Raw genomic sequence first — 23,241 nt, forward strand, 5'->3', positions numbered from 1 at the left:
GGTGGATACCGGCACCAAGATCTCGGCGATCGCCCACGTATCTCTGATCGGATGGGCCTTGTTCGGCGGCACCTTTCGGTCCGAGCCTTTGCCTATGGCCGTTCAGGATGTTTCCGTGATCTCGGCTGAGCAGTTCGCGGCGATGACCGCCCAACGCGAAGCGCCCGAGGTGCCGACACCCTCGTCCTTACAGCAGCCTGAAGAACCGCAAGATAACACGGCCCCCCCGGAACCTGTGGAAGAGGAACAGCCAACTTCGGAAGTTTCGGAGGCGGTTGAGCCTGAACCCGACGCCGCGCCAGAGGCGGTCGAGCCGTTGCCTGAGCCTGTTGAAGTGGAACAGCCCCCTGCGCTGGACCCTCCGCCTGACACTGAAATTGCGGCATTGCCGGTCCCGCCCGGCCCCGAGGCGCAGCCGCGCCCCGCGGACAAGGTCGCGCCCGAGCCGGTTGCCCCACAGCCGCCCGAAGCAGCTCCGGATGATATCGAAACACCGGCTGTGTCACTGGACGAAGGCGCAGAAATCCAGCAAGAGCAGCAAGATCAAACCGCCCCGGAGGAAGCCACGGATGAGATCGTGACCGAGGCTGAAGAGGCCAAGGAATACGCGCCCCGGTCGTCCCCGCGCCCTCAGGTCCGTCCAAAAAGGCCAACACCGCCAGCACAGACCGAAGTCGCTGAAACCGAAGAGCCAGAGCCACCGGCAGCCGACGAAAGCGCCATTCAGGACGCTCTGGCCGAGGCATTGGGTCAAGGCAACGAACCCTCTGGCCCCCCATTGACCAGTGGCGAGAAGGACGCGATGCGATTGGCCGTTTCGCGGTGCTGGAATGTTGGGTCTTTGTCAACGGATGCGCTGCAGACTGTTGTTGTCGTGGCGTTTTCACTGACGCCGGATGGTAAGGTGGTGGGCGGCAGTTTACGCCTGATCGACAGTTCCGGCGGGTCTGCCGGGTCTGCGAGCCAGGCATATGAGGCCGCCAGACGCGCAATTCTGCGCTGTGGGGCAAAAGGATACGATCTGCCTGCTGACAAATACGCGCAATGGCAGGATATTGAGATTACATTCAATCCCGAGAGGATGCGGATCAAATGATGAGATTTCTGACCAGCTTGTTGCTGGGCCTGACGATGCTGACGGCGCCTGCATATGCCCAGAACGGACCGCTGCGTCTGGAACTGGATCAGGGGATCATCGAGCCCTTGCCCTTTGCCGTGCCCAGTTTTGTCCCCGACAACGCGGCTGCGGCCCAATTCGCGCAGGACATCTCGCGGGTGGTTGCTGCTGATTTGACGGGAACCGGTCTGTTCCGTGAGATTTCATCGGATGCGTTCATCAGCCGGGTCAGCAGTTTTGATGCCCCGGTTCAGTTTGCCGACTGGAAGGCCATCAACGCCGAGGCGCTGGTAACCGGCGCTGTGAATGTGTCGGGCAATCGCCTGACAGTTCGGTTTCGGGTGTGGGATGTATTTTCGGGTCAGGAACTGGGTAATGGCCTACAGTTTGCAGGCACCACCGACGGCTGGCGGCGAATGGCGCACAAGGTGGCGGATCAGGTTTACAGCAGGGTGACTGGTGAGGGCGCCTATTTTGATAGCCGTGTCGCCTTTGTGTCCGAGAGCGGACCCAAGGACCAGCGACTGAAACGGCTGGCGATCATGGACTATGATGGCGCGAATGTGCAGTACTTGACCGACAGCGCCGCCATCGTGCTTGCCCCGCGTTTTTCGCCCACGGGCGACCGGCTGCTTTATACCAGCTATGAAACTGGCCAGCCACGCATCTATGTGCTGGACGTGGACCGCGTTCGCAGGACCGAGCTGAATACACCGGGCGGCACCATGAGCTTTTCGCCCCGTTTCTCGCCCGATGGACGCTCGATCGTGTATTCGCTGATTCAGGGTGGCAACACGGACCTGTGGAAGATGGATCTGGCTTCAGGGCAAAGTGTCCGACTGACGAACACACCTGCCATCGAAACCGCACCCAGCTATTCGCCCGATGGGTCACAGATCGTGTTCGAAAGCGACCGCTCGGGCACGCCGCAGCTTTATATCATGCCCGCCAATGGTGGCGAAGCGACGCGGATCAGCTTTGGTCAGGGGCGCTATGGCACACCTGTCTGGTCGCCGCGTGGGGATCTGGTTGCCTTCACTAAGCAGAACAAGGGCCGTTTTCATATCGGTGTGATGCGCACTGACGGCAGCGAAGAACGCCTGCTGACCTCGTCCTTCCTTGACGAGGGGCCGACATGGTCGCCCAACGGTCGGGTCATCATGTTTACCCGCGAAACGCAGGGCGCAAGTGGTCGGGCGACGCTGTACTCGGTGGATATTTCGGGACGGAATCTGCGCCCGGTACGGACCCCAGATGGCGGAAGTGACCCGTCATGGGGGCCATTACAGAATTGATCAGGGCAGGGGGTTGGAAAAGTTCACAAAAAACCTGCACTGTGATACAGAGACGGCAATAAACAGATAATATGACGAGGCACCTGAAATGAACGTATTGAGCAAAGTTTTGGCTTTGGGCGCGCTGAGTGTGATGGCCGCCTGTACCAGCAACGATCCTTCCGCACTGGGCGGTGGATTTGGCAGCGGCGCGAACGGGGCCATCGCGCCCGGTTCGCCAAGCGATCCGCGATCCCCGGCGTATTTCCAGCAAACCGTGGGCGACCGCGTGCTGTTCTCGGTTGACCAGTCTACGCTGACACCGCAGGCACAAACAGTCCTGCAAGGGCAGGCGGACTGGCTTTTGGCAAATCCCGATTTTGTCGCAACCATCGAAGGACATGCGGACGAACAGGGCACGCGTGAATACAACCTTGCCCTTGGAGCGCGCCGCGCAAACGCGGCCCGCGAGTATCTGATTTCGCGGGGTGTTGCGGGTAATCGCCTAACGACGGTGAGCTTCGGCAAGGAACGCCCGATCGAGATTTGCAGCACCGAGGATTGCTATTCCAAGAACCGCCGCGCGGTGACGGTGCTGACCGGTTCAACCTTGGGGTAAGACGATGAGAATTGCAGGATGGGTTCTGGCCGCGGTGGTAGCGACCGCCGGAGTGGCACAAGCGCAGGATCAGCAGACTTTGGCCGATATCCGGCAAGAGCTAACGGTGCTGCACGTGGAAATTCAGCGCCTCAAGCGCGAGTTTTCCACAACGGGCTCCCCCGCGCCAAACCTGTCTGGCAGTTCAATTCTGGAACGCGTCGACGCGATCGAGGCTGAATTGCAACGCCTGACGCGGCAGACCGAGCAATTGAATCAACGGGTCCAGAATGTCGTCACCGACGGTACCAACCGGATTGGTGATCTTGAGTTTCGTCTGGTTGAACTTGAAGGCGGCGATCTGAGTACGCTGGGCGAAACATCGACCCTGGGCGGGGACACCGAGATCACCGCAGCGGCTCCGACCGTGACAACAGAGACACCGCTGATCGCCGAACAAGGCGAACTTGCCATTGGTGAACGCGCTGATTTTGACGCCGCTGCACAATCTCTGGCCGACGGTAATTTTCAGGCGGCGGCCGATCAATTTGCGCTGTTTGAAACGTCCTACCCCGGAAGCCCCCTTGCACCAGAGGCCCACCTGAAGCGTGGACATGCGTTGCAAGGGCTGGGTGACACCCGCGAGGCTGCGCGCGCGTTTCTGGCCAGCTTTACGGGCGATTCCGAAGGCACGTTTGCGCCCGAAGCCTTGTTCGAACTGGGCGCGGCGCTTGGACGATTGGAGCAGATTGATCAGGCCTGCATAACCCTTAGCGAGGTTGGAGTGCGTTTTCCGGGTTCGGCTGCGGCCTCGGCTGCGACGCAAGAAATGGCTTCGCTGGGCTGTTCTTGACCGAAATTTCAGACATTTTGCTATCCGAGATCAGGGCGCGGCTGGGAGCAGATTTTCCAGCCCGTTTGGGCATTGCGGTGTCGGGCGGTGGCGACTCGGTCGCGTTGCTGCATCTCTTGAAGGATATCGCCGGGCAAAAGCAGGTGGCGTTGTTTGTTGCGACGGTTGACCATGGACTCCGCCCCGAGTCGGCAACAGAGGCGGACTGGGTGGCACAGCAGGCAATATCGCTTGGCGTGCCGCACGAAACTCTGATCTGGAACAACTGGGATGGCCGGGGAAACCTTCAGGACCGCGCGCGACAGGAGCGTTACGGGTTGCTGGCGGACTGGGCCCGCAGAAACGACTTGGGCGCGATTGCGCTGGGCCATACTGCAGATGATCAAGCCGAAACCATTCTGATGCGTCTGGGGCGGGCCGCGGGTGTGACGGGCTTGTCTGGAATGGCTGATTCAATCAAGCGGAACCGCGTAACCTTCCTGCGTCCGATGCTGGGCGTTACGCGCCTTCAGTTGCGCGACTATCTGACGGAAATCGGTGTGGACTGGATAGAAGACCCATCGAATCACGACATGAGATTCGACCGGATCAAGGCGCGGGACGCGCTGAAATCGCTTGGGGGCTTGGGAATTTCGGCCCAGTCTCTGACACGTGTTGCGCAAAATCTGGCGCGGGCGGATGAAGCTTTGGCGCTATATACGCAAGACTCGGCACGGCAGGTTCTTGTTGCGGATACGGGGGCCGTGTGCTGCGACCAAGCCGGATTCGCGGCTTTGCCTGCTGAGGTTCAGCGCCGGTTGGTGCTGGGCAGTTTGGCGTGGATTGCCGGACCCGGCTATCCCCCACGACACACAGCCACCGAACAAGCAATCGAGGCGATTGAGCTTGCAAAACCGGGCACGATTGGGGGCTGCATTCTGATCCCAAAGGGCAATAAAACGTGGATTTGCAGAGAGCTAAACGCCGTGAAGGAAATGCGCTGCGAAATTGGACAAGACTGGGATGACCGTTGGGTTTTGACCGGCCCTTCTGCGCCCAATGCAACGATTGCGCCATTGGGCGACGCAGGGCTACGTTCAGTGTCAGAGTGGAGGGCTCTTGGAAAACCCCGCGAGGTGCTGGTATCATCACCCGCAGTATGGGACGGCGAAACCCTTTTGTCCGCGCCTTTGGCAGGTTTTACGAACGGTTGGCAGGCAGAATTGACGGCGGAAAGGTCCGACTTTCATTCTTCGTTTTTATCGCATTGAACCTGCTTGAATCATCTCTATTTTATAGAGCAACCCGGCAGACCCCCACCTGCCGAAATCTTTTGGGAGATTTTCCTTGGGCAACGCTCGTAACATCGCCTTCTGGGTCGTTCTGTTTCTGCTGATCCTTGCACTGTTCAATTTGTTCAGCGGACCAGGCGGAACGCTTCAGAGCAATGAAAGAACTTATTCCGATTTCGTGACCGCTGTTGAAGGCGGCGAGGTCAAGAATGTGACGCTGGATGGTGAACAGATTCGCTATACCACGCAAAGCGGCGCAAATTATGTCACGATCAAACCGGGTGACGCCGAAGTCACTAAGCTGTTGATCGACGAAAATATTCCGGTGCGCGCTGAAAAGCAGCAGCAATCCGGGTTCCAGTCCTTCCTGATCACGCTTCTGCCATTTCTGCTGCTGATCGGTGTCTGGGTCTATTTCATGAACCGGATGCAAGGCGGCGGCAAAGGTGGCGCGATGGGCTTTGGCAAGTCCAAGGCCAAGATGCTGACCGAAAAGCATGGGCGTGTGACCTTTGACGACGTGGCCGGCATTGACGAGGCCAAGGAAGAGCTGGAAGAGATCGTCGAATTCCTGCGCAACCCGCAGAAATTCAGCCGTCTGGGTGGTAAAATCCCCAAAGGCGCGCTGCTGGTTGGCCCTCCGGGCACTGGTAAGACGCTGCTGGCCCGCGCGATTGCCGGTGAGGCTGGCGTGCCCTTCTTCACCATCTCAGGCTCAGACTTCGTCGAGATGTTTGTGGGTGTGGGTGCGTCTCGTGTACGCGACATGTTCGAACAGGCCAAGAAAAACGCACCGTGCATCGTGTTCATCGACGAGATCGACGCCGTGGGTCGCCATCGTGGTGCCGGCTATGGCGGCGGCAACGACGAACGCGAACAAACGCTCAACCAGTTGCTGGTTGAGATGGACGGGTTCGAAGCCAACGAAGGCGTGATCATTCTGGCCGCAACCAACCGTAAGGACGTTCTGGACCCTGCGTTGCTGCGTCCGGGCCGGTTTGACCGTAACGTGACCGTCGGCAACCCCGACATCAAAGGCCGCGAGAAGATCTTGGGTGTGCATGCGCGCAAGACGCCTCTGGGCCCTGACGTTGACCTGCGCATCATCGCGCGCGGTACTCCGGGCTTCTCGGGTGCGGACTTGGCGAACCTCGTGAACGAGGCCGCGCTGATGGCGGCGCGTGTAGGCCGTCGCTTTGTCACCATGGAAGACTTTGAGAACGCCAAGGACAAGGTGATGATGGGGGCCGAGCGCCGTAGCATGGTGCTGACTCAGGATCAGAAGGAAAAGACAGCCTATCACGAGGCCGGCCATGCAGTGGTTGGTCTGGAGCTGCCGCTGTGCGACCCGGTCTATAAGGCAACGATTATTCCGCGCGGCGGTGCGCTGGGTATGGTTGTGTCTTTGCCTGAAATGGATCGCCTGAACTATCACCGGGACGAATGTGAGCAAAAGCTGGCCATGACCATGGCAGGTAAGGCTGCCGAAGTCATCAAATACGGTGAAGACCATGTGTCGAACGGCCCCGCCGGTGACATCATGCAGGCCAGCCAGCTTGCGCGCGCCATGGTTATGCGCTGGGGCATGTCGGACAAGGTTGGCAATATCGACTATGCTGAAGCGCATGAGGGCTATCAGGGCAACACCGCTGGTTTCTCGGTCTCGGCCCATACAAAAGAGCTGATCGAAGAAGAGGTGAAACGCCTGATCCAGCAAGGATATGAGCGTGCGCACAAGATCCTCACCGACAAGAACGAGGCGTGGGAACGTCTGGCGCAAGGTCTGCTGGAATATGAGACGCTGACCGGCGACGAGATCAAGCGCGTTATGAACGGTGAATCGCCCAGCGAAGGTGACGACGAAGGCGGCAGCCCGGATGAGGGCGGCGCGCCAAGCGTCACGGCGATCCCGAAAACCAAGGTCAAGAAATCTCCGCCCGATGGTGGCATGGAGCCGGAACCGACCACTTAACGCTAAAACCCGAGCCAAGGCTCGGGTTTTTCTTTTCTTTCCGGCAAACCTGCCGTCTAGTTGCCCGAAGATTGTGGCGGTTATAGGGGGCAGAACATGCCGGTCCTGCGAGAAACAGAATTCACGGGTGAAATCGTTTGGCTGGGTCACGTTCAGGCGGGGCAGTCGATCCGAGCATCTGCCGTCCGTGAGATGTCTTTGGGTTTTGCAGGTGCAGCGGGCGAGCGGCATGAGGGGGTGAACCGTTCCTCTTGCGTGCGGATGAAGAATCTCTACCCACAGGGCACTGAGATCCGCAATGTGCGGCAATTGTCCGTGTTGTCCGAAGATGAGATGCAGGCGACGGCGGCTGAGATGGGGCTGGACGCGCTGGACCCCTCTTTTCTGGGGGTCAGCATCCTGTTGCGTGGAATACCGGACTTTACGCATGTACCGCCATCCTCGCGACTTCAGGGGCCCGATGGCGTCACGATCACGGTAGATATGGAAAACCGCCCCTGCGTGATTCCTGGTCGCGAGGTCGAGTCCGATCTGCCCGGTCACGGTGCGGCGTTCAAGCCCGCAGCGAAGGGGAGGCGGGGTGTGACCGCATGGGTCGAGCGGCCCGGTGTGTTGAAGCTGGGCGATCGTATGAAGCTGTTCGTTCCCGATCAGCGCGCCTGGGCACCTTAAGTCACAGGTTTTCCGATGGGAAACGATCAAAGTTACGTGACGCCATCCTGTAAGTGACGCTACGCCGTTTCGGGGCTTGATTATGTCGGAATCCACATTCATTGCCGGGGTTCACAACTGTATGGGTTGATCAGCGCCGACGCCCTGCGTTGGTTTTGCACGGCATTCAATCAGGGACCCTGCCCAATGAGCTACAAATCCGACATCGAAATCGCCCGCGAAGCGAACAAGAAGCCGATTCAGGAAATCGGCGCCAAGATCGGCATCGAGTCCGCCGATCTGCTGCCCTATGGCCACGATAAGGCTAAAGTCAGCCAGGACTTCATCAACTCGGTTCAGGACCGGGAAGACGGCAAGCTGATCCTTGTCACCGCGATCAACCCGACCCCTGCGGGTGAAGGCAAGACCACCACAACCGTTGGTCTGGGCGACGGCCTGAACCGCATTGGCAAGAACGCGATGATCTGTATCCGCGAAGCCTCGCTTGGCCCCAACTTTGGCATGAAGGGCGGCGCTGCAGGTGGCGGTTACGCGCAGGTTGTTCCGATGGAGGAAATGAACCTGCACTTCACAGGCGATTTCCACGCCATCACCTCGGCCCACTCTCTACTGTCGGCGATGATTGATAACCACATCTATTGGGGCAACGAGTGCGACATCGACATCCGTCGCGTTGCATGGCGTCGTGTGGTCGACATGAACGACCGTGCGCTGCGTCAGATCACTGCTTCGCTGGGCGGTGTGTCGAACGGCTTTCCGCGTGAGGCAGGCTTTGACATCACTGTTGCGTCCGAAGTCATGGCGATCCTGTGCCTGGCCAACGACCTGAAAGATCTGGAACAGCGACTGGGTGATATCATCGTGGCCTATCGCCGCGACAGGACTCCGGTCTATTGCCGCGATATCAAGGCCGAGGGCGCAATGACCGTTCTGCTGAAGGACGCGATGCAGCCGAATCTGGTGCAAACGCTGGAAAACAACCCGGCCTTTGTGCACGGTGGTCCGTTTGCGAACATTGCACACGGCTGTAACTCAGTCATCGCAACCAAGACCGCGCTGAAAGTGGCTGACTATGTTGTGACCGAAGCGGGCTTTGGGGCCGATCTGGGTGCCGAAAAGTTCATGAACATCAAGTGCCGTAAGGCGGGCATTGCTCCGTCGGCTGTGGTGCTGGTCGCCACCGTGCGTGCGATGAAGATGAACGGCGGCGTGGCCAAGGCCGATCTGGGTGCCGAAAACGTCGACGCGGTTCAGGCGGGCTGTGCCAACCTGGGTCGTCACATCGAGAATGTGAAATCGTTCGGTGTGCCTGTTGTGGTTGCCATCAACCACTTTGTCACCGACACCGATGCTGAAGTGCAGGCCGTCAAAGACTATTGCGGTGAACACGGTGTCGAAGCGATCCTGTCACGTCACTGGGAACTGGGTTCAGAAGGCTCTGCACCGCTGGCTGAAAAAGTTGTCGAGATCGTCGAAGGCGGTTCCGCGAACTTCGCGCCGATCTATCCCGATGAAATGCCTTTGTTCGAAAAGATCGAAACCATCGCCAAGCGCATTTACCGCGCGGACGAGGTTCTGGCCGACAACAAGATCCGCAACCAGCTTCGCGATTGGGAAGAGGCGGGTTATGGCAATCTGCCGGTCTGCATGGCGAAAACGCAATATTCCTTCTCGACCGATCCGACCCTGCGCGGCGCGCCCAACGGTCACTCGGTCCCGGTGCGTGAGGTTCGCCTGTCCGCAGGTGCCGGCTTCATCGTGGTTGTCTGCGGCGAGATCATGACCATGCCCGGTCTGCCCCGCAAACCGGCTGCGGAAACCATCTGCCTAAACGACGCAGGTGAGATCGAGGGCTTGTTCTAAGCCCCCAAATGAGACATCTCGTGGTCCGGGGACATCCCCGGGCCATGAGGAGACGAACATGCCCACTCTGACACCACCGCAGGACTGCAATTCAATGCAGGAATTGCGGGCTCAGATCGACAAGCTGGACCGTCAACTGATCGAGAAGTTGGTGGCGCGCGCGGGATATATCGACCGTGCCTCGCAGTTGAAACCGGCCGAGGGGCTGCCCGCCCGCATTCCGGACCGTGTCGAAGAAGTGGTGCAGCGCGTGCGCGCAAGTTCGGACGATCTGGGCATGGACCCGGACCTGGCCGAGCAGATGTGGCGCATACTGATAGAGTGGTCGATTGCACGCGAGGAACGTGTTCTCGGCTCTGACTGACCGGGCGTTTTAAGCGCCCGCTCCGTTTTCAAGGAAGGGATGACAGGATGGTAGCCCAGGTTATTGACGGTAAGGCGTTCGCAGCAAAGGTTCGCGCGCAGGTGGCTGATCAGGTCACTAAGTTGAAAGAGGAAAACGGAATCACGCCCGGTCTGGCGGTGGTTCTTGTGGGTGAAGACCCCGCTAGCCAGGTTTATGTCCGTTCGAAAGGCAAGCAGACGGTCGAGGTCGGCATGAACTCGTACGAGCATAAGCTGGACGCCGAAACCTCGGAAGACGACCTGCTGGCGCTGATCGACAAGCTGAACACCGACCCGGCGGTGCATGGCATTCTGGTGCAGTTGCCGCTTCCCAAACATCTGAACGAAGACTTGGTGATCAACTCGATCGACCCGGCCAAGGACGTCGATGGGTTTCACATTTCGAATGTGGGTCTGTTGGGCACAGGCCAGAAGTCGATGGTGCCTTGTACCCCGCTGGGATGCCTGATGATGCTGCGCGACCATCATGGTTCATTGTCCGGAATGGACGCGGTGGTGATTGGCCGTTCGAACATCGTGGGCAAACCGATGGCGCAACTGTTGCTGGGTGATAGCTGCACCGTGACCATTGCGCATTCGCGCACCAAGGACCTTCCGGACGTTGTCCGCCGCGCCGATATCGTTGTGGCCGCCGTGGGACGCCCCGAGATGGTGCCGGGCGATTGGATCAAAGAAGGCGCAACCGTCATCGACGTGGGCATCAACCGGATCGAACGTGACGGCAAGAACAAGCTGGTGGGTGACGTGGATTATGCCAGCGCCGCGGAACGCGCGGGTGCGATCACTCCGGTTCCAGGCGGTGTCGGCCCAATGACGATTGCCTGCCTGCTGGCCAACACGGTGACGGCCTGCTGCCGTGCCAATGGTTTGTCGGAACCCGAAGGCCTGACAGCCTGACGGTCGGGCCTCGGTAGTTTAGAACCTAAACATTTAGGCCGGTGAGCATGACGCTCATCGGCCTAAATGTTTCATTAGGATAAATTAAGTTTGTTCCCTCGGGGTTTGAATGTTCTTCGATCGGTGATATTTCATTTTTCCCAGCCAGTTACGATCTGATCTTGTTGTGGCTTGGTGTGTTGTGAAATGTGACTGTAGGTTTTGTTCGAACAAGCATGAAGACGACGCTTCGCTCAATTCTGGCCGAATTTACCTTGCAACGGGGCGTGGCAGGATTGGTGTTCTTGCCCTTGTTGGCAATCGCGTTTCAACCGTTTCCGGGCATATCACTGTCTTTCTTGCCGCGCCTCCTGTTTTGGTGTGGTGCTATGGCCCTTGCGTTGGCGTTGACGTGGTTCGTTAGAAAGCTGTTTTTCGAATACCTTTCATTTGTCGAGTTCCGAGGGCGTGATGTTGCCCAAGTCGCCTTGGTCTTCGCCCTGTTCGTGCCGTCAGTCTGGTTGTTCGCCTGGCTTCTGCTTGCTGCCCAAGGGGAACAGGCGCCGGGAATTCTTTCAGTTGCGTCTTATGGCGGTTTGTTCGCAACCGGCCTTGTTTTGGTGCGAAGCAAACCTTTGGAAACCAGCCCGGATCAGGCCCCAGAACCTCAGAAACCACGGCTGCTGAACAGGTTGCCACATTCTTTCCAAGGTCAGGTGTTTCGGCTGGCGGTCAGGGATCACTCGGTTGACGTCGTAACGTCCGAGGGCACATTTACTATTCGGTCCCGGTTTACTGACGCAATTGCCGAGATGGAGCCCGTAAATGGCCATTGCACGCATCGCTCGCATTGGGTGGTCGACGCGGCCGTGTCCGGTGTTGAACGGCGGGGCGGCAAGATTTTCCTGCGGCTCAAGAACGACGAGCTTGTTCCAGTAAGCAGGAAATACAAGCCTGAGTTGGAATGTGACGGTATCATCCAATAGGACGTCACCGTGGCATCGGGATCATCCGCGGTTGGGTGCCTGTCAAAATTGCTATCGCATCATCTTGCATCAGGTCATGCAGAACCTCGGCAGTACTGTAAAGCCCACCGGTATAGGTTCCGTAAGCGGGTAAAATCAGCCGCTCACTGTCGGCTAGAAAGGCTGGTCTGGTGATGGAACTACCGCGCGCCCGAAGACGCGCTTTGGGGTGGTAGTGGCCGGAAACTTCGGCCTTGGCGTTGGGCTGCGCAATGTGGCGAAAGATCAAAGGCTCAACGTCAAACTCGGCCAGATGGCTACCCCCCAGTTCGACGGGGCCGGGGTCGTGATTTCCTTCGATCCAAATCCAGCGCCGCCCCGCCTGCAACGTTGTAATCCGGATCTTTTCCGCCGGGTCCAAACCAATTAGAGACTCCAGATCGTCAAAGCTGTCGCCTAGGCAGATGACAGTTTGGGCATTGGTCCGCGCGATATCTGCGGCCAAACGTGACAGTGTGTCCCGGCTGTCATAAGGCGGCAGCGATGGCCCGCCCAGACGCGCTAAACGCTCTGATTTACCAAGATGCAGGTCAGAGACACATAACAGGCCTTGATCCGGCCACCACAATGCCCCGGATCCCATCGCACAAAGGCTTTGACCAGCGAAGGAAAATGTCAGGTCGTTCATGCTGTGTTCTTTGCGAGTTTAAACCTGTTGTGCAAGAGGGTTTATGCAGGGTCCAACCCTGCCTCCTGTAACAGGCGCAGGCTTTCTTCCTCCAACAATCGTTCTTCGGCGGCTCCTTTGACGGGTACTTTTCCAACCTCCAGAAACAAAGGCGCGGCCAGAGGCGAAACACGATCCAGACGCAAAAGGTCGATCCGGTTGCCGATGCGCTCGATCATCGCTTCGATCCGTCCAAAATCCACCAAACCACGCATGGCCTCTTCCCGAGTGATTTGCATTAACAGGTGCTCAGGATCGTATTTCAGAAGCGTGTCATAGAGGATATCCGAGGAAAACGTCGCCTGCCGCCCGCTTTTGCGCTGGCCGCCTGTGTTGCGTTCGATCAGCCCGGCAATTGTTGCTGACGCTCGAAAGGTTCGTTTCATCACGGCGTTTCCGGCCAACCAGACGTCTAGCCCTTCTCGCAAGGCCTCAATTTGGAACAAGGGGCTGGGGTCGGTCACCGCGTCCAGCCCCCAAATCAATGTCGCGTAGTCGGTGGCGACAAAACCCAGTGGGGCGAGGCCCGTTTCCTCCATCCTTTTTGTCAGCAGCAGCCCAAGCGTCTGTTGCGCGTTTCGGCCCGCAAACCCGTAGACACAAAGATGTTCGCGCCCGTCACTGGGAAAGCTTTCGATCAACAACCTGTCGCGTTGCGGCAATCCGGATATGTCGCGCTGCAAGGCCAACCAGTCGGCGGTATGCGCAGGCAATTGCGGCCAGTCCGCTTGGGCGAACATGCGCAGAATGCGGTCGCTCAACTGCGTGGAGGTGGCAAATTTGGTTCCGGAAAATGTTGCGATCTTTGGCTTGCGGTTTGCTTGGCGGCTGACCTCGACCGTCATGTCGCGTAACCCTTCGTATCGCACGATCTGTCCACCGATCAGGAACGTATCACCGGGGGTCAATGAGGCGGCAAAAGCCTCTTCAACCTCACCCAGTGGTTTTCCGCCGCGATTGCGCCTGAGCCGTACTTTCAGCGTGTCGGTGTCCTGAATCGTCCCGAGATTCATGCGAATACGCTGCGCGGCACGCGGGTCACGCAGTTGCCATTTGCCATCAGGTCTTTGTTGCAGGCGTTGCCAGCGATCATACGCGCGCAGGGCATAGCCTCCGGTCGCGCAGAAATCCAAACAGGCATCGAACTCAGTCCTTGCAAGTCGAGCGTAGGGGCCAGCCGTCGTCAGTTCCTGAAACAACGCGTCCGCCTCAAATGGGGCAGCAGCCGCAGCGATCAGGATATGCTGGCACAACACGTCCCGCGGCCCTGCCCCCCGCGGCTCTCCATCCAGATCGTGCGCTTTGGCGGCTTCCAGCGCAGCGATGCATTCGACCACTTCAAAGCGGTTGGCGGGTACAAGCACGGCCTTGGACGGTGCGTTATACCGGTGATTGGCCCGCCCGATCCGCTGCACCAGCCGTTTGACGTTCTTGGGTGCACCGATCTGGATCACCAAATCGACATCCCCCCAATCGATCCCCAGATCAAGGCTGCCCGTGCAGACAATTGCACGCAGATCGCCGCGTACCATCGCAGCCTCGACCCGTTCACGCTGTTGCCGGTCAAGGCTGCCGTGGTGAATGCCAATTGGCAAGGCGTCTTCGTTGGCGAGCCACAGGTTGTGGAAGAAAATTTCGGCCTGCGCGCGGGTGTTGTGAAAGATCAGCGTCGTCTTGTGCTGTTTGATTTGCTCAAGCACAGCCGGGATGGAATAGGCTGCACCACCGCCTGACCACGGCGGCATTTCCTGCGTTTTAAGCATTCGGATGTCAGGATCCGGGCCGGGGTCAGCCTGAACAACAGGGCAGGGGTCAGGGTGACGGGCCAGAAATCGCGCGATGGCGTCCGGGTCTTCAACGGTGGCGGACAGTCCCACGCGGCGCAATTCTGGGCAGAAGCTTTGCAGTCGCGCCAGCGCCAACATCAACTGGTCCCCGCGCTTGCTTTCGGCCAACGCGTGGATTTCGTCAACGATTACGCGCTGCACGCCTTGGAACATCCTTGGCGCATCTTCATAGGACGTCAGCAGCGCCAGACTTTCCGGGGTGGTCAGCAGAATATGCGGCGGGTCGACACGCTGGCGCTTTTTCTGTGTGGCCGAGGTGTCTCCCGTCCGGTCTTCGATGCGAATTTTCAACCCGATGTCATCCGCCGGGCCGCGCAGGTTGCGCCGGATATCAGCGGCCAGCGCCTTGAGGGGCGAGACATAAATCGTGTGAAGTCCGGCATGATCCCGCGCCGCCAAATCGGACAGGGTCGGCAGGAAGCCAGCCATGGTCTTGCCACCACCCGTGGGCGCAATTAGCAGGGTTGCCGGATCAGCGGCCCGGTCGAACATTTCTTGCTGATGCGGATGGATGGACCAGCCTTTGGCGGTGAACCAGTCGGTGATCCGGGCGGGAATCTGCGTCATACGCGCAGATTACTCGGCCCGGCCCCGAAATGGCACGGCGTTATTTGACGATTTTCTCGTCCTTGACGAACATGTTGGCCCAGGCGCGGTCGATCAGGTCGGGGCTCATCTGATAGGGGATGCCCTCGAATTCACAGATTGAGATCATCTGATCGATCAAGAAGATGGGCTGATAGTTCGCGTAAATATTGTTGATGGTCGGGTATCTGACCTTCAGCAGGTGCACCAGGGCGGCCTCATCCAACGGCATACCGCGTTTACGGGCAACCATGGCAAAGATTTTCAAGAAGTTCTCCTGGTTTGGACCGTCGATCTTGATCTTGAAGAAAATCCGGCGCAGGGCCGCTTGGTCGAAGATTTCATTCGGGTGGAAGTTGGTCGAGAAGATAACCAGCGTGTCAAAGGGGACTTCGAATTTCTCACCCGATTGCAGGCCGAGGATGTCCTTGTTTTCTTCCAATGGAACAATCCAGCGGTTGATCAGCGCCTGTGGCGGTTCAGCCTGACGCCCAAGGTCGTCCACGATAAAGATGCCACCAGTCGATTTAAGCTGCAGCGGGGCCTGATAGGTCCGCGCGGTGGGGTTGTAGACCAGGTCCAGCATGCTGAGCGAGAGTTCACCGCCAGTCACAACAGTCGGGCGTTCGCATTGAACATAGCGCGTGTCGAACCGTTTGCGGCGGCGCAAACTATTTGGATCGTCGGCTTCTTGTTCGATCGCGGTATGCACGATCGGGTCGTAGACGGTGATCACCTGACCGGCATATTCAATGGCGCGCGGGACATACACGCTGTCCCCCAAAGCATCACGAATACCGTTCGAGATTGACGACTTACCGTTACCGGGGGGGCCATACATGAGGATCGACCGACCCGCGCTGACCGCGGGGCCCAGATGATCCAGAAGGCTGTCGGGAAGAACCAGATGCCCCATGGCTCCGGTCAGTTGATCACGCGTGACCTGAATGTTCCGGATCGACTGGCGTTTGACCTGCTCGCGGTACACATCCAGCGGGACCGGCATTGCGCCAAAATATTCCGACTGGCTTAGCGCGTCCAAGGCACGTGCCTTGCCCGCATCCGTCAGTTGGTATCCCATTTCGTTGCCACTGTTCGCGTTCAGCGTACCGGTTGCCTCAAGAAGCTTTTGTTCGCGCGCGATGTCGATCAATTCCTGCGTTACCGAACCGGGCAAACACACGGCCGCGGCAACCTCGGACACAGTATCCACGTTTTTGCGGAAAATTGTCTTCAGCAGGATGTCCCGCATCATGACGATGGGAAGCTGCATTTCACCCAACCCTTTGGGGGCAGGAGGGGCCATTACCGTAGTCGTCTGCATATTCATGAGCGTCGCCCGTCTTATCCAGTATTCACGCCAATTGCCCGATGCCGGGCCACTTGCGGAAAATCTGGTCCTGCTTTGTGTCATCACCAAGGCAGGGAAAAGGCGGTCTGATGATAGTTTACGACCCGTAAACAGTCCCCAACATCAAATAGATGGCCAATCCGCCGCCCAGCGAAAAGCCCATTGGGAACTGCTTGGCGCGGTTCCAACTCTCCCAATCAGGAGCAATGGTTCTAAGGGCGGTGTTTCTGGCAAGCCGGTGGGTTACAAACGCGGCCAGTGTCGTGGATACCAGGATCATGGTCGCTGTCATGTAATCCCCCGGCCAGATAAATGCAGAAGCCGCCGCCAGAAATTTGGCGTCTCCAGCCCCCATAAGGCCCGCCGCGTTGAAGAAGATTCCAAGGATCAGGACAACCACGATATGCAGCAATTGCCAAACATACGGGGGCAACGTGATGGTAAACGGGCCGACCCAACCAGTGGTCCATTCGGTTGACCAAGGCGGCAGAACAAACAGCCCTACGACAACAAAAACCAAGGCCAGCGTGATCACCGCGTGGTTCTTGATCAGCATGTCACGCAAGTCTGTGAAGGCCACGTAAAAGCAGATCGGCAGAACAAACGGTAAGAACCAGCCCGCGGCAAGTGCGGGAATGCTCATCAATCAGGCTTCCTCGAGCGCCCGGAGCGAGCGGACAGCTTCTTCGAAATGCTGTGGATGCGTCGCGATCGCTTCACGGAACAGGTTCTTGGCCGTCGTGACGTCACCCTGCTTGACCGCAGAAATCCCCATCGTATTCAGCAACATAGCACGTTCCGCCTGCGTCAGGGGGACAACAGGCATGCTGTAATTTCCCTGTGCCGCACGCGCCAAAACAAGGTTGTTCTTGGCGGTAAACAAAGTGTTGTCCTGACGAATAGCTTCTGTGAACAGACGCTCGGCCTCTTCGAATTCGCCACGAGAAAGCTTGGAGTATCCCCAGTTGTTCATGACGCTTCCGGGGCGCGTGGTCAGCCCGACAGCAGTTTCATAGAAATGATCCGCGCGCTTCCAATCTTGTTTGGAATCCGCAACGACAGCCTCGAGGCGGTAGCGCTTGAAGCTTTCGTACGTTGGCGGGATGGAATCCAGAACCGTTTTTGCCTGTGTCCAGTTGCCCGAACGCACAAGCGCGTCGGCATATTCGACCTTGTCGACGTTGGCCGCACCTTTCATGGTTGTCACTTTTTTCCATGCGGCGGCTGCTTCGGTCGTGCGTTTGGCGCGTGCCAGCGAAATTGCCAAACCGCGCTGCAGGTCGATACGGCCGGGATTTTTGGCAGCCGCACCTTGGAAATAGGTCACAGCCTCATTCGGGTCGGCCGCCGTCAGCAGAACTTCGTTCAGGTTTGTCTCGTCGATGACGTTCACTTCCTGAAACGTCTTCGCGACCTTTTCCTCTTCGGTTTCTTTTTCACAGGCAGACAGGGTCAGCCCGCACAGAACCATTGCCGGAATCAAGAATTGTTGGCGCATTTTGCGTCCCTTACTGCTCTTGCCTAAGTTACGGGAGCTTGCGCAGCTTGAATTGCCCGTCGCCTTGCTGCTCCAGTGTGTATTCTTGTTCTTCGGGTGTAGTATTAACAGGATTTTCCATTTTTGCGAGTGCTAAGCGAAGATTGTCGCGAATTGCGTCACTTTCGCCATTGTCCAATGCAAAGGCGCGCCGAAAGACCTGCGCTGCTTCGGGGTATTCGCCTTTTTCCACCAGAATAACGCCCAGATTATTCCACGCCACCGGCCAGTCTGGTTCGTCAGCGACGGCACGACGCAGCAGGGTTTCAGCCGGCTTGAGCTGCCTGAGGCCAAGGTTTGCGGTGCCCATCGCCGCCATGATTTCCGGTGTCATACCTTGATCCAGGGCCGCGCGGGCAAATGAATCTAGCGCCAGGTCATATTCTCCGGCCACCAAAAGGCGATTGCCCACAACCAACGGGTCTTCAACTTGCCCCTTCGGATCAATACCCGGTGGATCCAACTGGTCCGAAACGCTGGTTTCCGTGCAAGAGGCCACCATGGTCATCACCATAGCGGCCCCTAGTGCGCGGCGAATCCCGAGTTGGACGCACCTGCTTGTTGAAATCATAGGGCTGAAGGCTCCCCTAGTTGCCACCTGCGAAGTCTGCGATGCCCTTTGCCGAAGGTCCAACAAGAATGACCAGCAACGGCGGCACCGTCAGCATCATTGTGGCAAGTGTCATTTTGGTTGGCAACTTGTTAGCGGCCTCTTCCGCGCGCATCACGCGTTTGTCACGCATTTCGCTGGCGTAAACCCGCAAAGCCTCGGCAATTGACGTACCAAAGGTTGCCGATTGGATCATCACCGTAACGAAAGAGCTGACATCCTGCACCCCGCAGCGCGTGCCAAAGTCGCGCAGGACGGTGTCTTTATCCTTACCTGCCTTAAGCTCGTAGGCAACGACTTCGAATTCCTGTGCAATATCAGGGTAGGAAGCTTTCATTTCAGTTGCCACTCGGACGATGGCCTGGTCCAGAGACTGCCCGGCCTCAACGCAAACCAGCATGAGGTCCAGCGTATCGGGGAAACCGGCAACGATCGCCTCTTCCCGCTCGGCTACGCGGCGTGTGATCCAGTAGCGCGGCAGGAAATAGGCTGCGGTTGACGGAATGATCACACGAATTGCCATTTGCGAGGGTGTGAATTCCTCGTCCCCGGCCAGCACTGTCACCAACATCACACCGATCAGGATACCGACGATCCCCAGCGCGAATTGGGCAAAGTGAAAGAATCGGACGGCATCCTTTGAGTGATATCCGGCCTGACGCAGCTTAAGCTGCATGGCCGACAGTTCTTCTTCGTTTTGCGGTTCAAGAAATGTCGCAAACTTTTCAAGCTGTTCGTTGCGACTTGCATTACGCAACTTGTCCCGCTTTTCCTTTTTGCCCTTCTTCGGAGCCGCGTTAGATCGCTGAAGCTTTTTAAGAGGATCTTCGGGCTGATTGATCATCAGCGGAACCGCAACCAGGATCATAAAGACCCCCAGCACGCCGACGACGATCAAGGGCCCGAATTCACCCAGGTTATCTTTCAGCTGGTCGTTAATTTGAGCCAAGAACTCCATGATACTTACCTCAGACCTTAATGTTTGTGAGAATGCGCATGACGATCAGGTTCAGCGTCAGCATGATCCCAACGAAGAAACAGCCGGGAATGAACCATGCGTGGTCTAGAACATCGTCATAGTAACCCGGGTCTTTCACCAGAATGAAAATCAGACAGAAGACCGGGAAACCGGATAGGAACTTGCCGGACCATTTTGCCTCGGCAGTGATTGCCTTAACGCGGCGGAACAGCCGAAAGCGCGCCCGGATCACCTGGGCCAGACCAGCCAGAATTTCGGCAAGGTTACCACCTGATTGCTGCTGAATTCCCACGGCCACAGACAAGAAGCGCAAATCCTGCATATCCAGACGCTCGGCCAGGTCCTTCAGGGCTTCGCCGACGTCTCGACCATAGGCACACTCGTCTGCAATCACGCCGAATTCGGTGGCCAGAGGATCCTGAACTTCGTTTGCAACGATCTGGATCGTAGACACAAAAGGGTTACCAACGCGCAGCGAACGTACCATCAATTCCACGGCGTCAGGCAACTGCTCTTCCAGCAGGGCCATCCGTTTCGACGCCTTGTGGTTTACCCAAGCATAGACGCCACCGACACCGATTGCGATCGAGATTGCAATGCGAAGGTAAGTGTCTGTTGCTGTGCCGATACTCAGCCCAACAAACGCAAACCCCGACAACAATGCCATTATGACAATCAACTGATGGGGCGAAAATGCAATCGCAGCTTTCTGCGCCTTGTCAGCCAGTAGAGAATAGAGCGGGATGCTCTGGGTTTTCATGTGCTGCTGCATTTCTTTCCGCAGCTGCTCAAGAACCTGTTCGCGCCCGACACCTTTATCCAGCATGTCCAGGCGCCGGTTGACCCGGCTGTTCAGACTGATGGATTTGCCGAATGCGACAAGATAGATACCTTCGACCAACGCCAGAACAGCGACGAAGATAACAACATAGATAAGGGCCTCTAACGGCAGTTGCATATCTGGCTCTCCTTACATCGTCGTTGGTTCGTAAATGGACGGGGGCAGGTCAAAGCCCCACAAACGGAAGCGTTCTGAAAAGTGGCTGCGAACGCCGGTTGCTGTGAAATGACCAATGATCTTGTTGTCTGGGGTCAATCCAACGCGTTGAAATTTAAAGATTTCCTGCATCGAGATCACATCGCCCTCCATGCCGGTGATCTCGGTGATCGAGGTCATCCGGCGCGAGCCGTCCTGTAGGCGGCTGGCCTGTACGATCAGGTTCACAGCAGATGAAATCTGGCTGCGGACCGCCTTGATGGGCATTTCGATACCGGCCATTGCGATCATGTTTTCCAAACGTGAAATACCGTCGCGGGCCGAGTTGGCGTGGATCGTAGTCATCGAGCCGTCGTGACCGGTGTTCATGGCCTGCAGCATGTCGATGACCTCGGCGCCACGCGTCTCGCCCACGATGATGCGGTCGGGGCGCATACGCAGGGCGTTTTTCAGACAGTCGCGCGGGCTGACTTCGCCTTTGCCTTCCACGTTCGGTGGGCGGCTTTCCATCCGGCCCACGTGGGTCTGTTGCAACTGAAGTTCCGCGGTATCCTCGATGGTCAGGATACGTTCGGCATCGTCGATAAAGCTGGACAGGGCGTTCAGCGTTGTCGTTTTACCGGAACCCGTACCGCCAGAAACGATGACATTCAGGCGGGTTGAAACCGCTGCCTGCAGATAGGCGGCCATTTCTTCGGTGAACGCTCCGAAATTGACCAGATCGTCAATCCCCAGTTTGTCCTTTTTGAACTTACGAATGGAAACCAAAGAACCATCAACGGCAATCGGAGGAACCATTGCGTTGAAACGCGAACCATCGGCAAGACGGGCGTCAACATATGGGTTGGATTCATCTACGCGACGACCCACAGCGGACACGATCTTGTCGATAATCCGCATCAGGTGCCTTTCATCTTTGAACGTAATGTCGCTGATTTCCAGCTTGCCCGCACGCTCAACAAAAATCTGCTGAGGTCCGTTTACGAGGATATCGTTGACCGTATCGTCTTGCAGCAACGCCTCCAAGGGACCAAGTCCTGTAACTTCGTCGTACAGTTCCTTGTTAAGCTGCGATCTGTCCTCGCGGTTTAGAACGATGTTCTTGAGTTCCAGAACTTCGCTGGCAATTGCGCTAATTTCAGCTCGCAGTTCGGATTCACCCGCGTTTTCAAGCGCCGCGAGGTTGAGGTTTTCAAGAAGTTCGCGGTGCAACTCGATCTTGATCTCGCCAAGACGCTCTTTGCGTTTGCGCTCGCGATCAGAGGCTGCAGGCTCTGCTGCCTTCTTTTTCACAGGGCGACGCGCGACGGCATTCGCGGAAGGGACCTGTTCAGCAGCGGGTTTGGGCGCTGCGGCTTGCGCTTGTTCCGCCGGTTGAACCGGCTGCGCTTCGGGCTGTTTCTTGTATCTTGAAAACACGGCGGCTCTCCCTTTGGGATTGTGTTATGCGGCCTCGGCGCTGCTGCTGCCCAGGCTGTGAAGAGATTTCGCAAGCTTCGCAATTTCACGACGTAGCGGGTTCTTGGCGGCAGAACTGGCCAGCGGCAGACCATGGTCGCCACTTTGCATCACCGGCTTTCCGCCATCGGGCAATTGCAGGTCGATCGAAATGCCAAGGCTCTCGCCCATGCGTTTGATCCTGCTTTTTCCGTTCAGATCCGTGAATTTAGGCGCACGGTTCATCGCAAAACGCAGCTTGTTGAACGGAAGCTCTTCGGCTTGAAGTGCCCGTTTCAGGCGCAAAGCGTTCTGCGCGGACCGCATATCCAGTTCAATTAATGCGAAATACACATGTGCAGCTTGCAGAACGGTTTCGGACCACTGAACCAGTGTTGTGGGCATGTCCACAACCACATAGTCAAAGTGCCGGCGTGCCGTATCAATGACGCGCTGAATATCCTCTGATGTGATCAGATCCAGCGGGACCATATCAGACGGTGCCGTCAGGACCTGCATTTTGTCTTCATAAGTTTGAAGGGCTTGCGAGAACACGTCATCGTCCATTGACGCCGTGTCCGAGAGCATCTCAAAAACAGTTTCCCGGCGCGGCAAATCCAGATAGGTTGAAACAGTGCCGTATTGCAGGTCCAGGTCGATCAGGCAGACAGACAGGGCCTCTTTTTCCGAAATCGAAGCCAGCTCCCAAGCCAGGTTTACCGCCAGAGTCGTCGATCCGACGCCACCGGCCAGACCGTGGGTCACAAACAAAGCGCCTTCTTTTGATTCGCCCTGCGCTAGCGAAACGGCCGCTTCCTGCGCCAAAACGACCGGGTCGGGCTTGTTCATACGCTCGATTGCTTCTTGCAACTCGCCTTCTGGCAAAGGGTAGGGGACAAATTCATCCGCGCCCTTGCGCAGCAACTGGTGCAATGAAGCTGGCGTCACGTCCTCGGCAATCAGGACAACTTTGATCTTCTTTTCCTTGGCCTGCGTGATGATCTCACCCATCAGGGTAAGGTTGTCTTCGTCTTCGCCGTCAATAGCTAGGGCAACGAACTCAAGGTGATCGGCTTCAGGCTGTCCAAAAAAGGCCAAAGCCTCGGCAAACCCCAAGTCGCCCCAACGCTCACCCAAAGCGGCTTCCATGTCTTCGATCAGAAGATCAAAATTCTGGACATCCCGGCTTATTGTGCAGGCCAGAATAGCGGTTTTATCATCTTGCGTCGTTGCGCTGGTCATTAACACAGTCCTCGTCGAGAGGGCAGTAACCTTCGCGAACCAAATGGTCCGGTCAGGCTTCTG

21 protein-coding genes are annotated in these 23,241 nt (G+C 57.5%); 11 read left to right on the forward strand and 10 right to left on the reverse strand.

Features of this window, described 5'->3' with window-relative positions; translation table 11 throughout:
• The first annotated feature begins 1 nt into the window (after position 1).
• The 11 genes from GOX73_RS11740 to GOX73_RS11790 all read left to right on the forward strand — a co-directional run bounded on the left by GOX73_RS11740 (position 2) and on the right by GOX73_RS11790 (position 11,887).
• On the forward strand, positions 2-1,096 hold the full coding sequence (locus tag GOX73_RS11740) for an energy transducer TonB (protein WP_171125719.1): 1,095 nt from the start codon (positions 2-4) through the stop codon (positions 1,094-1,096).
• Positions 1,093-2,412, forward strand: coding sequence for a Tol-Pal system beta propeller repeat protein TolB (gene tolB, locus GOX73_RS11745; protein ID WP_171125717.1), 1,320 nt, complete (start codon positions 1,093-1,095; stop codon positions 2,410-2,412). Before GOX73_RS11740 ends, tolB begins: the two co-directional genes overlap by 4 nt.
• 88 nt (positions 2,413-2,500) lie before the next feature.
• Positions 2,501-3,010 (forward strand): peptidoglycan-associated lipoprotein Pal, encoded by a 510-nt coding sequence (pal, locus tag GOX73_RS11750; protein WP_171121836.1) that lies wholly within the window; start codon positions 2,501-2,503, stop codon positions 3,008-3,010.
• A 4-nt stretch (positions 3,011-3,014) separates the two neighbouring features.
• On the forward strand, positions 3,015-3,842 hold the full coding sequence (ybgF, locus tag GOX73_RS11755; protein ID WP_171121837.1) for a tol-pal system protein YbgF: 828 nt from the start codon (positions 3,015-3,017) through the stop codon (positions 3,840-3,842).
• A complete protein-coding gene (gene tilS / locus GOX73_RS11760; protein ID WP_171125715.1) occupies positions 3,839-5,092 on the forward strand; it encodes a tRNA lysidine(34) synthetase TilS in 1,254 nt (417 codons plus the stop codon). Before ybgF ends, tilS begins: the two co-directional genes overlap by 4 nt.
• Before the next feature lie 76 nt (positions 5,093-5,168).
• On the forward strand, positions 5,169-7,085 hold the full coding sequence (gene ftsH / locus GOX73_RS11765) for an ATP-dependent zinc metalloprotease FtsH (RefSeq protein WP_171121839.1): 1,917 nt from the start codon (positions 5,169-5,171) through the stop codon (positions 7,083-7,085).
• Positions 7,086-7,181: 96 nt separating this feature from the next.
• The gene (locus GOX73_RS11770) at positions 7,182-7,757 is read left to right on the forward strand and encodes an MOSC domain-containing protein (RefSeq protein ID WP_171125712.1); all 576 of its coding nucleotides are present in this window, start codon (positions 7,182-7,184) and stop codon (positions 7,755-7,757) included.
• A gap of 186 nt (positions 7,758-7,943) precedes the next feature.
• Positions 7,944-9,620: a formate--tetrahydrofolate ligase gene (locus GOX73_RS11775; RefSeq protein ID WP_171121841.1), complete on the forward strand. Its 1,677-nt coding sequence runs from the start codon at positions 7,944-7,946 to the stop codon at positions 9,618-9,620.
• A gap of 58 nt (positions 9,621-9,678) precedes the next feature.
• On the forward strand, positions 9,679-9,984 hold the full coding sequence (locus GOX73_RS11780; RefSeq protein ID WP_171121842.1) for a chorismate mutase: 306 nt from the start codon (positions 9,679-9,681) through the stop codon (positions 9,982-9,984).
• 47 nt (positions 9,985-10,031) lie between these two features.
• Positions 10,032-10,922 carry a bifunctional methylenetetrahydrofolate dehydrogenase/methenyltetrahydrofolate cyclohydrolase FolD gene (gene folD, locus GOX73_RS11785; protein WP_171125710.1) on the forward strand — a complete coding sequence of 297 codons (891 nt, stop codon included), beginning with the start codon at positions 10,032-10,034 and terminating at the stop codon, positions 10,920-10,922.
• Between the two features lie 215 nt (positions 10,923-11,137).
• Positions 11,138-11,887 carry a LytTR family DNA-binding domain-containing protein gene (locus GOX73_RS11790; RefSeq protein WP_171125708.1) on the forward strand — a complete coding sequence of 250 codons (750 nt, stop codon included), beginning with the start codon at positions 11,138-11,140 and terminating at the stop codon, positions 11,885-11,887.
• Between the two features lie 4 nt (positions 11,888-11,891).
• On the opposite strand, the gene pdeM is transcribed toward GOX73_RS11790, so the two are convergent.
• The 10 genes from pdeM to GOX73_RS11840 all read right to left on the reverse strand — a co-directional run bounded on the left by pdeM (position 11,892) and on the right by GOX73_RS11840 (position 23,178).
• Positions 11,892-12,554 carry a ligase-associated DNA damage response endonuclease PdeM gene (pdeM, locus tag GOX73_RS11795; protein WP_171125706.1) on the reverse strand — a complete coding sequence of 221 codons (663 nt, stop codon included), beginning with the start codon at positions 12,552-12,554 and terminating at the stop codon, positions 11,892-11,894.
• 41 nt (positions 12,555-12,595) lie between these two features.
• The gene (locus tag GOX73_RS11800) at positions 12,596-15,007 is read right to left on the reverse strand and encodes a ligase-associated DNA damage response DEXH box helicase (RefSeq protein WP_171134903.1); all 2,412 of its coding nucleotides are present in this window, start codon (positions 15,005-15,007) and stop codon (positions 12,596-12,598) included.
• A 40-nt stretch (positions 15,008-15,047) separates the two neighbouring features.
• Positions 15,048-16,355 carry an ATPase gene (locus GOX73_RS11805; protein WP_171125702.1) on the reverse strand — a complete coding sequence of 436 codons (1,308 nt, stop codon included), beginning with the start codon at positions 16,353-16,355 and terminating at the stop codon, positions 15,048-15,050.
• A 118-nt stretch (positions 16,356-16,473) separates the two neighbouring features.
• A complete protein-coding gene (locus GOX73_RS11810; RefSeq protein WP_171125700.1) occupies positions 16,474-17,019 on the reverse strand; it encodes a prepilin peptidase in 546 nt (181 codons plus the stop codon).
• Between the two features lie 3 nt (positions 17,020-17,022).
• Positions 17,023-17,874 (reverse strand): lipopolysaccharide assembly protein LapB, encoded by an 852-nt coding sequence (locus tag GOX73_RS11815; RefSeq protein WP_171121849.1) that lies wholly within the window; start codon positions 17,872-17,874, stop codon positions 17,023-17,025.
• 28 nt (positions 17,875-17,902) lie between these two features.
• Complete coding sequence (locus GOX73_RS11820; RefSeq protein WP_171121850.1) at positions 17,903-18,427, reverse strand: tetratricopeptide repeat protein; 525 nt, start codon at positions 18,425-18,427, stop codon at positions 17,903-17,905.
• 73 nt (positions 18,428-18,500) lie between these two features.
• A complete protein-coding gene (locus tag GOX73_RS11825) occupies positions 18,501-19,481 on the reverse strand; it encodes a type II secretion system F family protein (RefSeq protein WP_171125697.1) in 981 nt (326 codons plus the stop codon).
• Between the two features lie 10 nt (positions 19,482-19,491).
• Positions 19,492-20,460 carry a type II secretion system F family protein gene (locus tag GOX73_RS11830; RefSeq protein WP_171121852.1) on the reverse strand — a complete coding sequence of 323 codons (969 nt, stop codon included), beginning with the start codon at positions 20,458-20,460 and terminating at the stop codon, positions 19,492-19,494.
• Positions 20,461-20,472: 12 nt separating this feature from the next.
• Entirely contained in the window at positions 20,473-21,918 is a 1,446-nt protein-coding gene (locus tag GOX73_RS11835) for a CpaF family protein (RefSeq protein ID WP_171125695.1), read from the reverse strand.
• 24 nt (positions 21,919-21,942) lie between these two features.
• Positions 21,943-23,178 (reverse strand): AAA family ATPase, encoded by a 1,236-nt coding sequence (locus GOX73_RS11840; RefSeq protein WP_171125693.1) that lies wholly within the window; start codon positions 23,176-23,178, stop codon positions 21,943-21,945.
• Positions 23,179-23,241 lie beyond the last annotated feature (63 nt).

It is taken from the genome of Ruegeria sp. HKCCD7221 (assembly GCF_013031225.1).
In the GTDB taxonomy this organism is placed as follows: domain Bacteria; phylum Pseudomonadota; class Alphaproteobacteria; order Rhodobacterales; family Rhodobacteraceae; genus Ruegeria.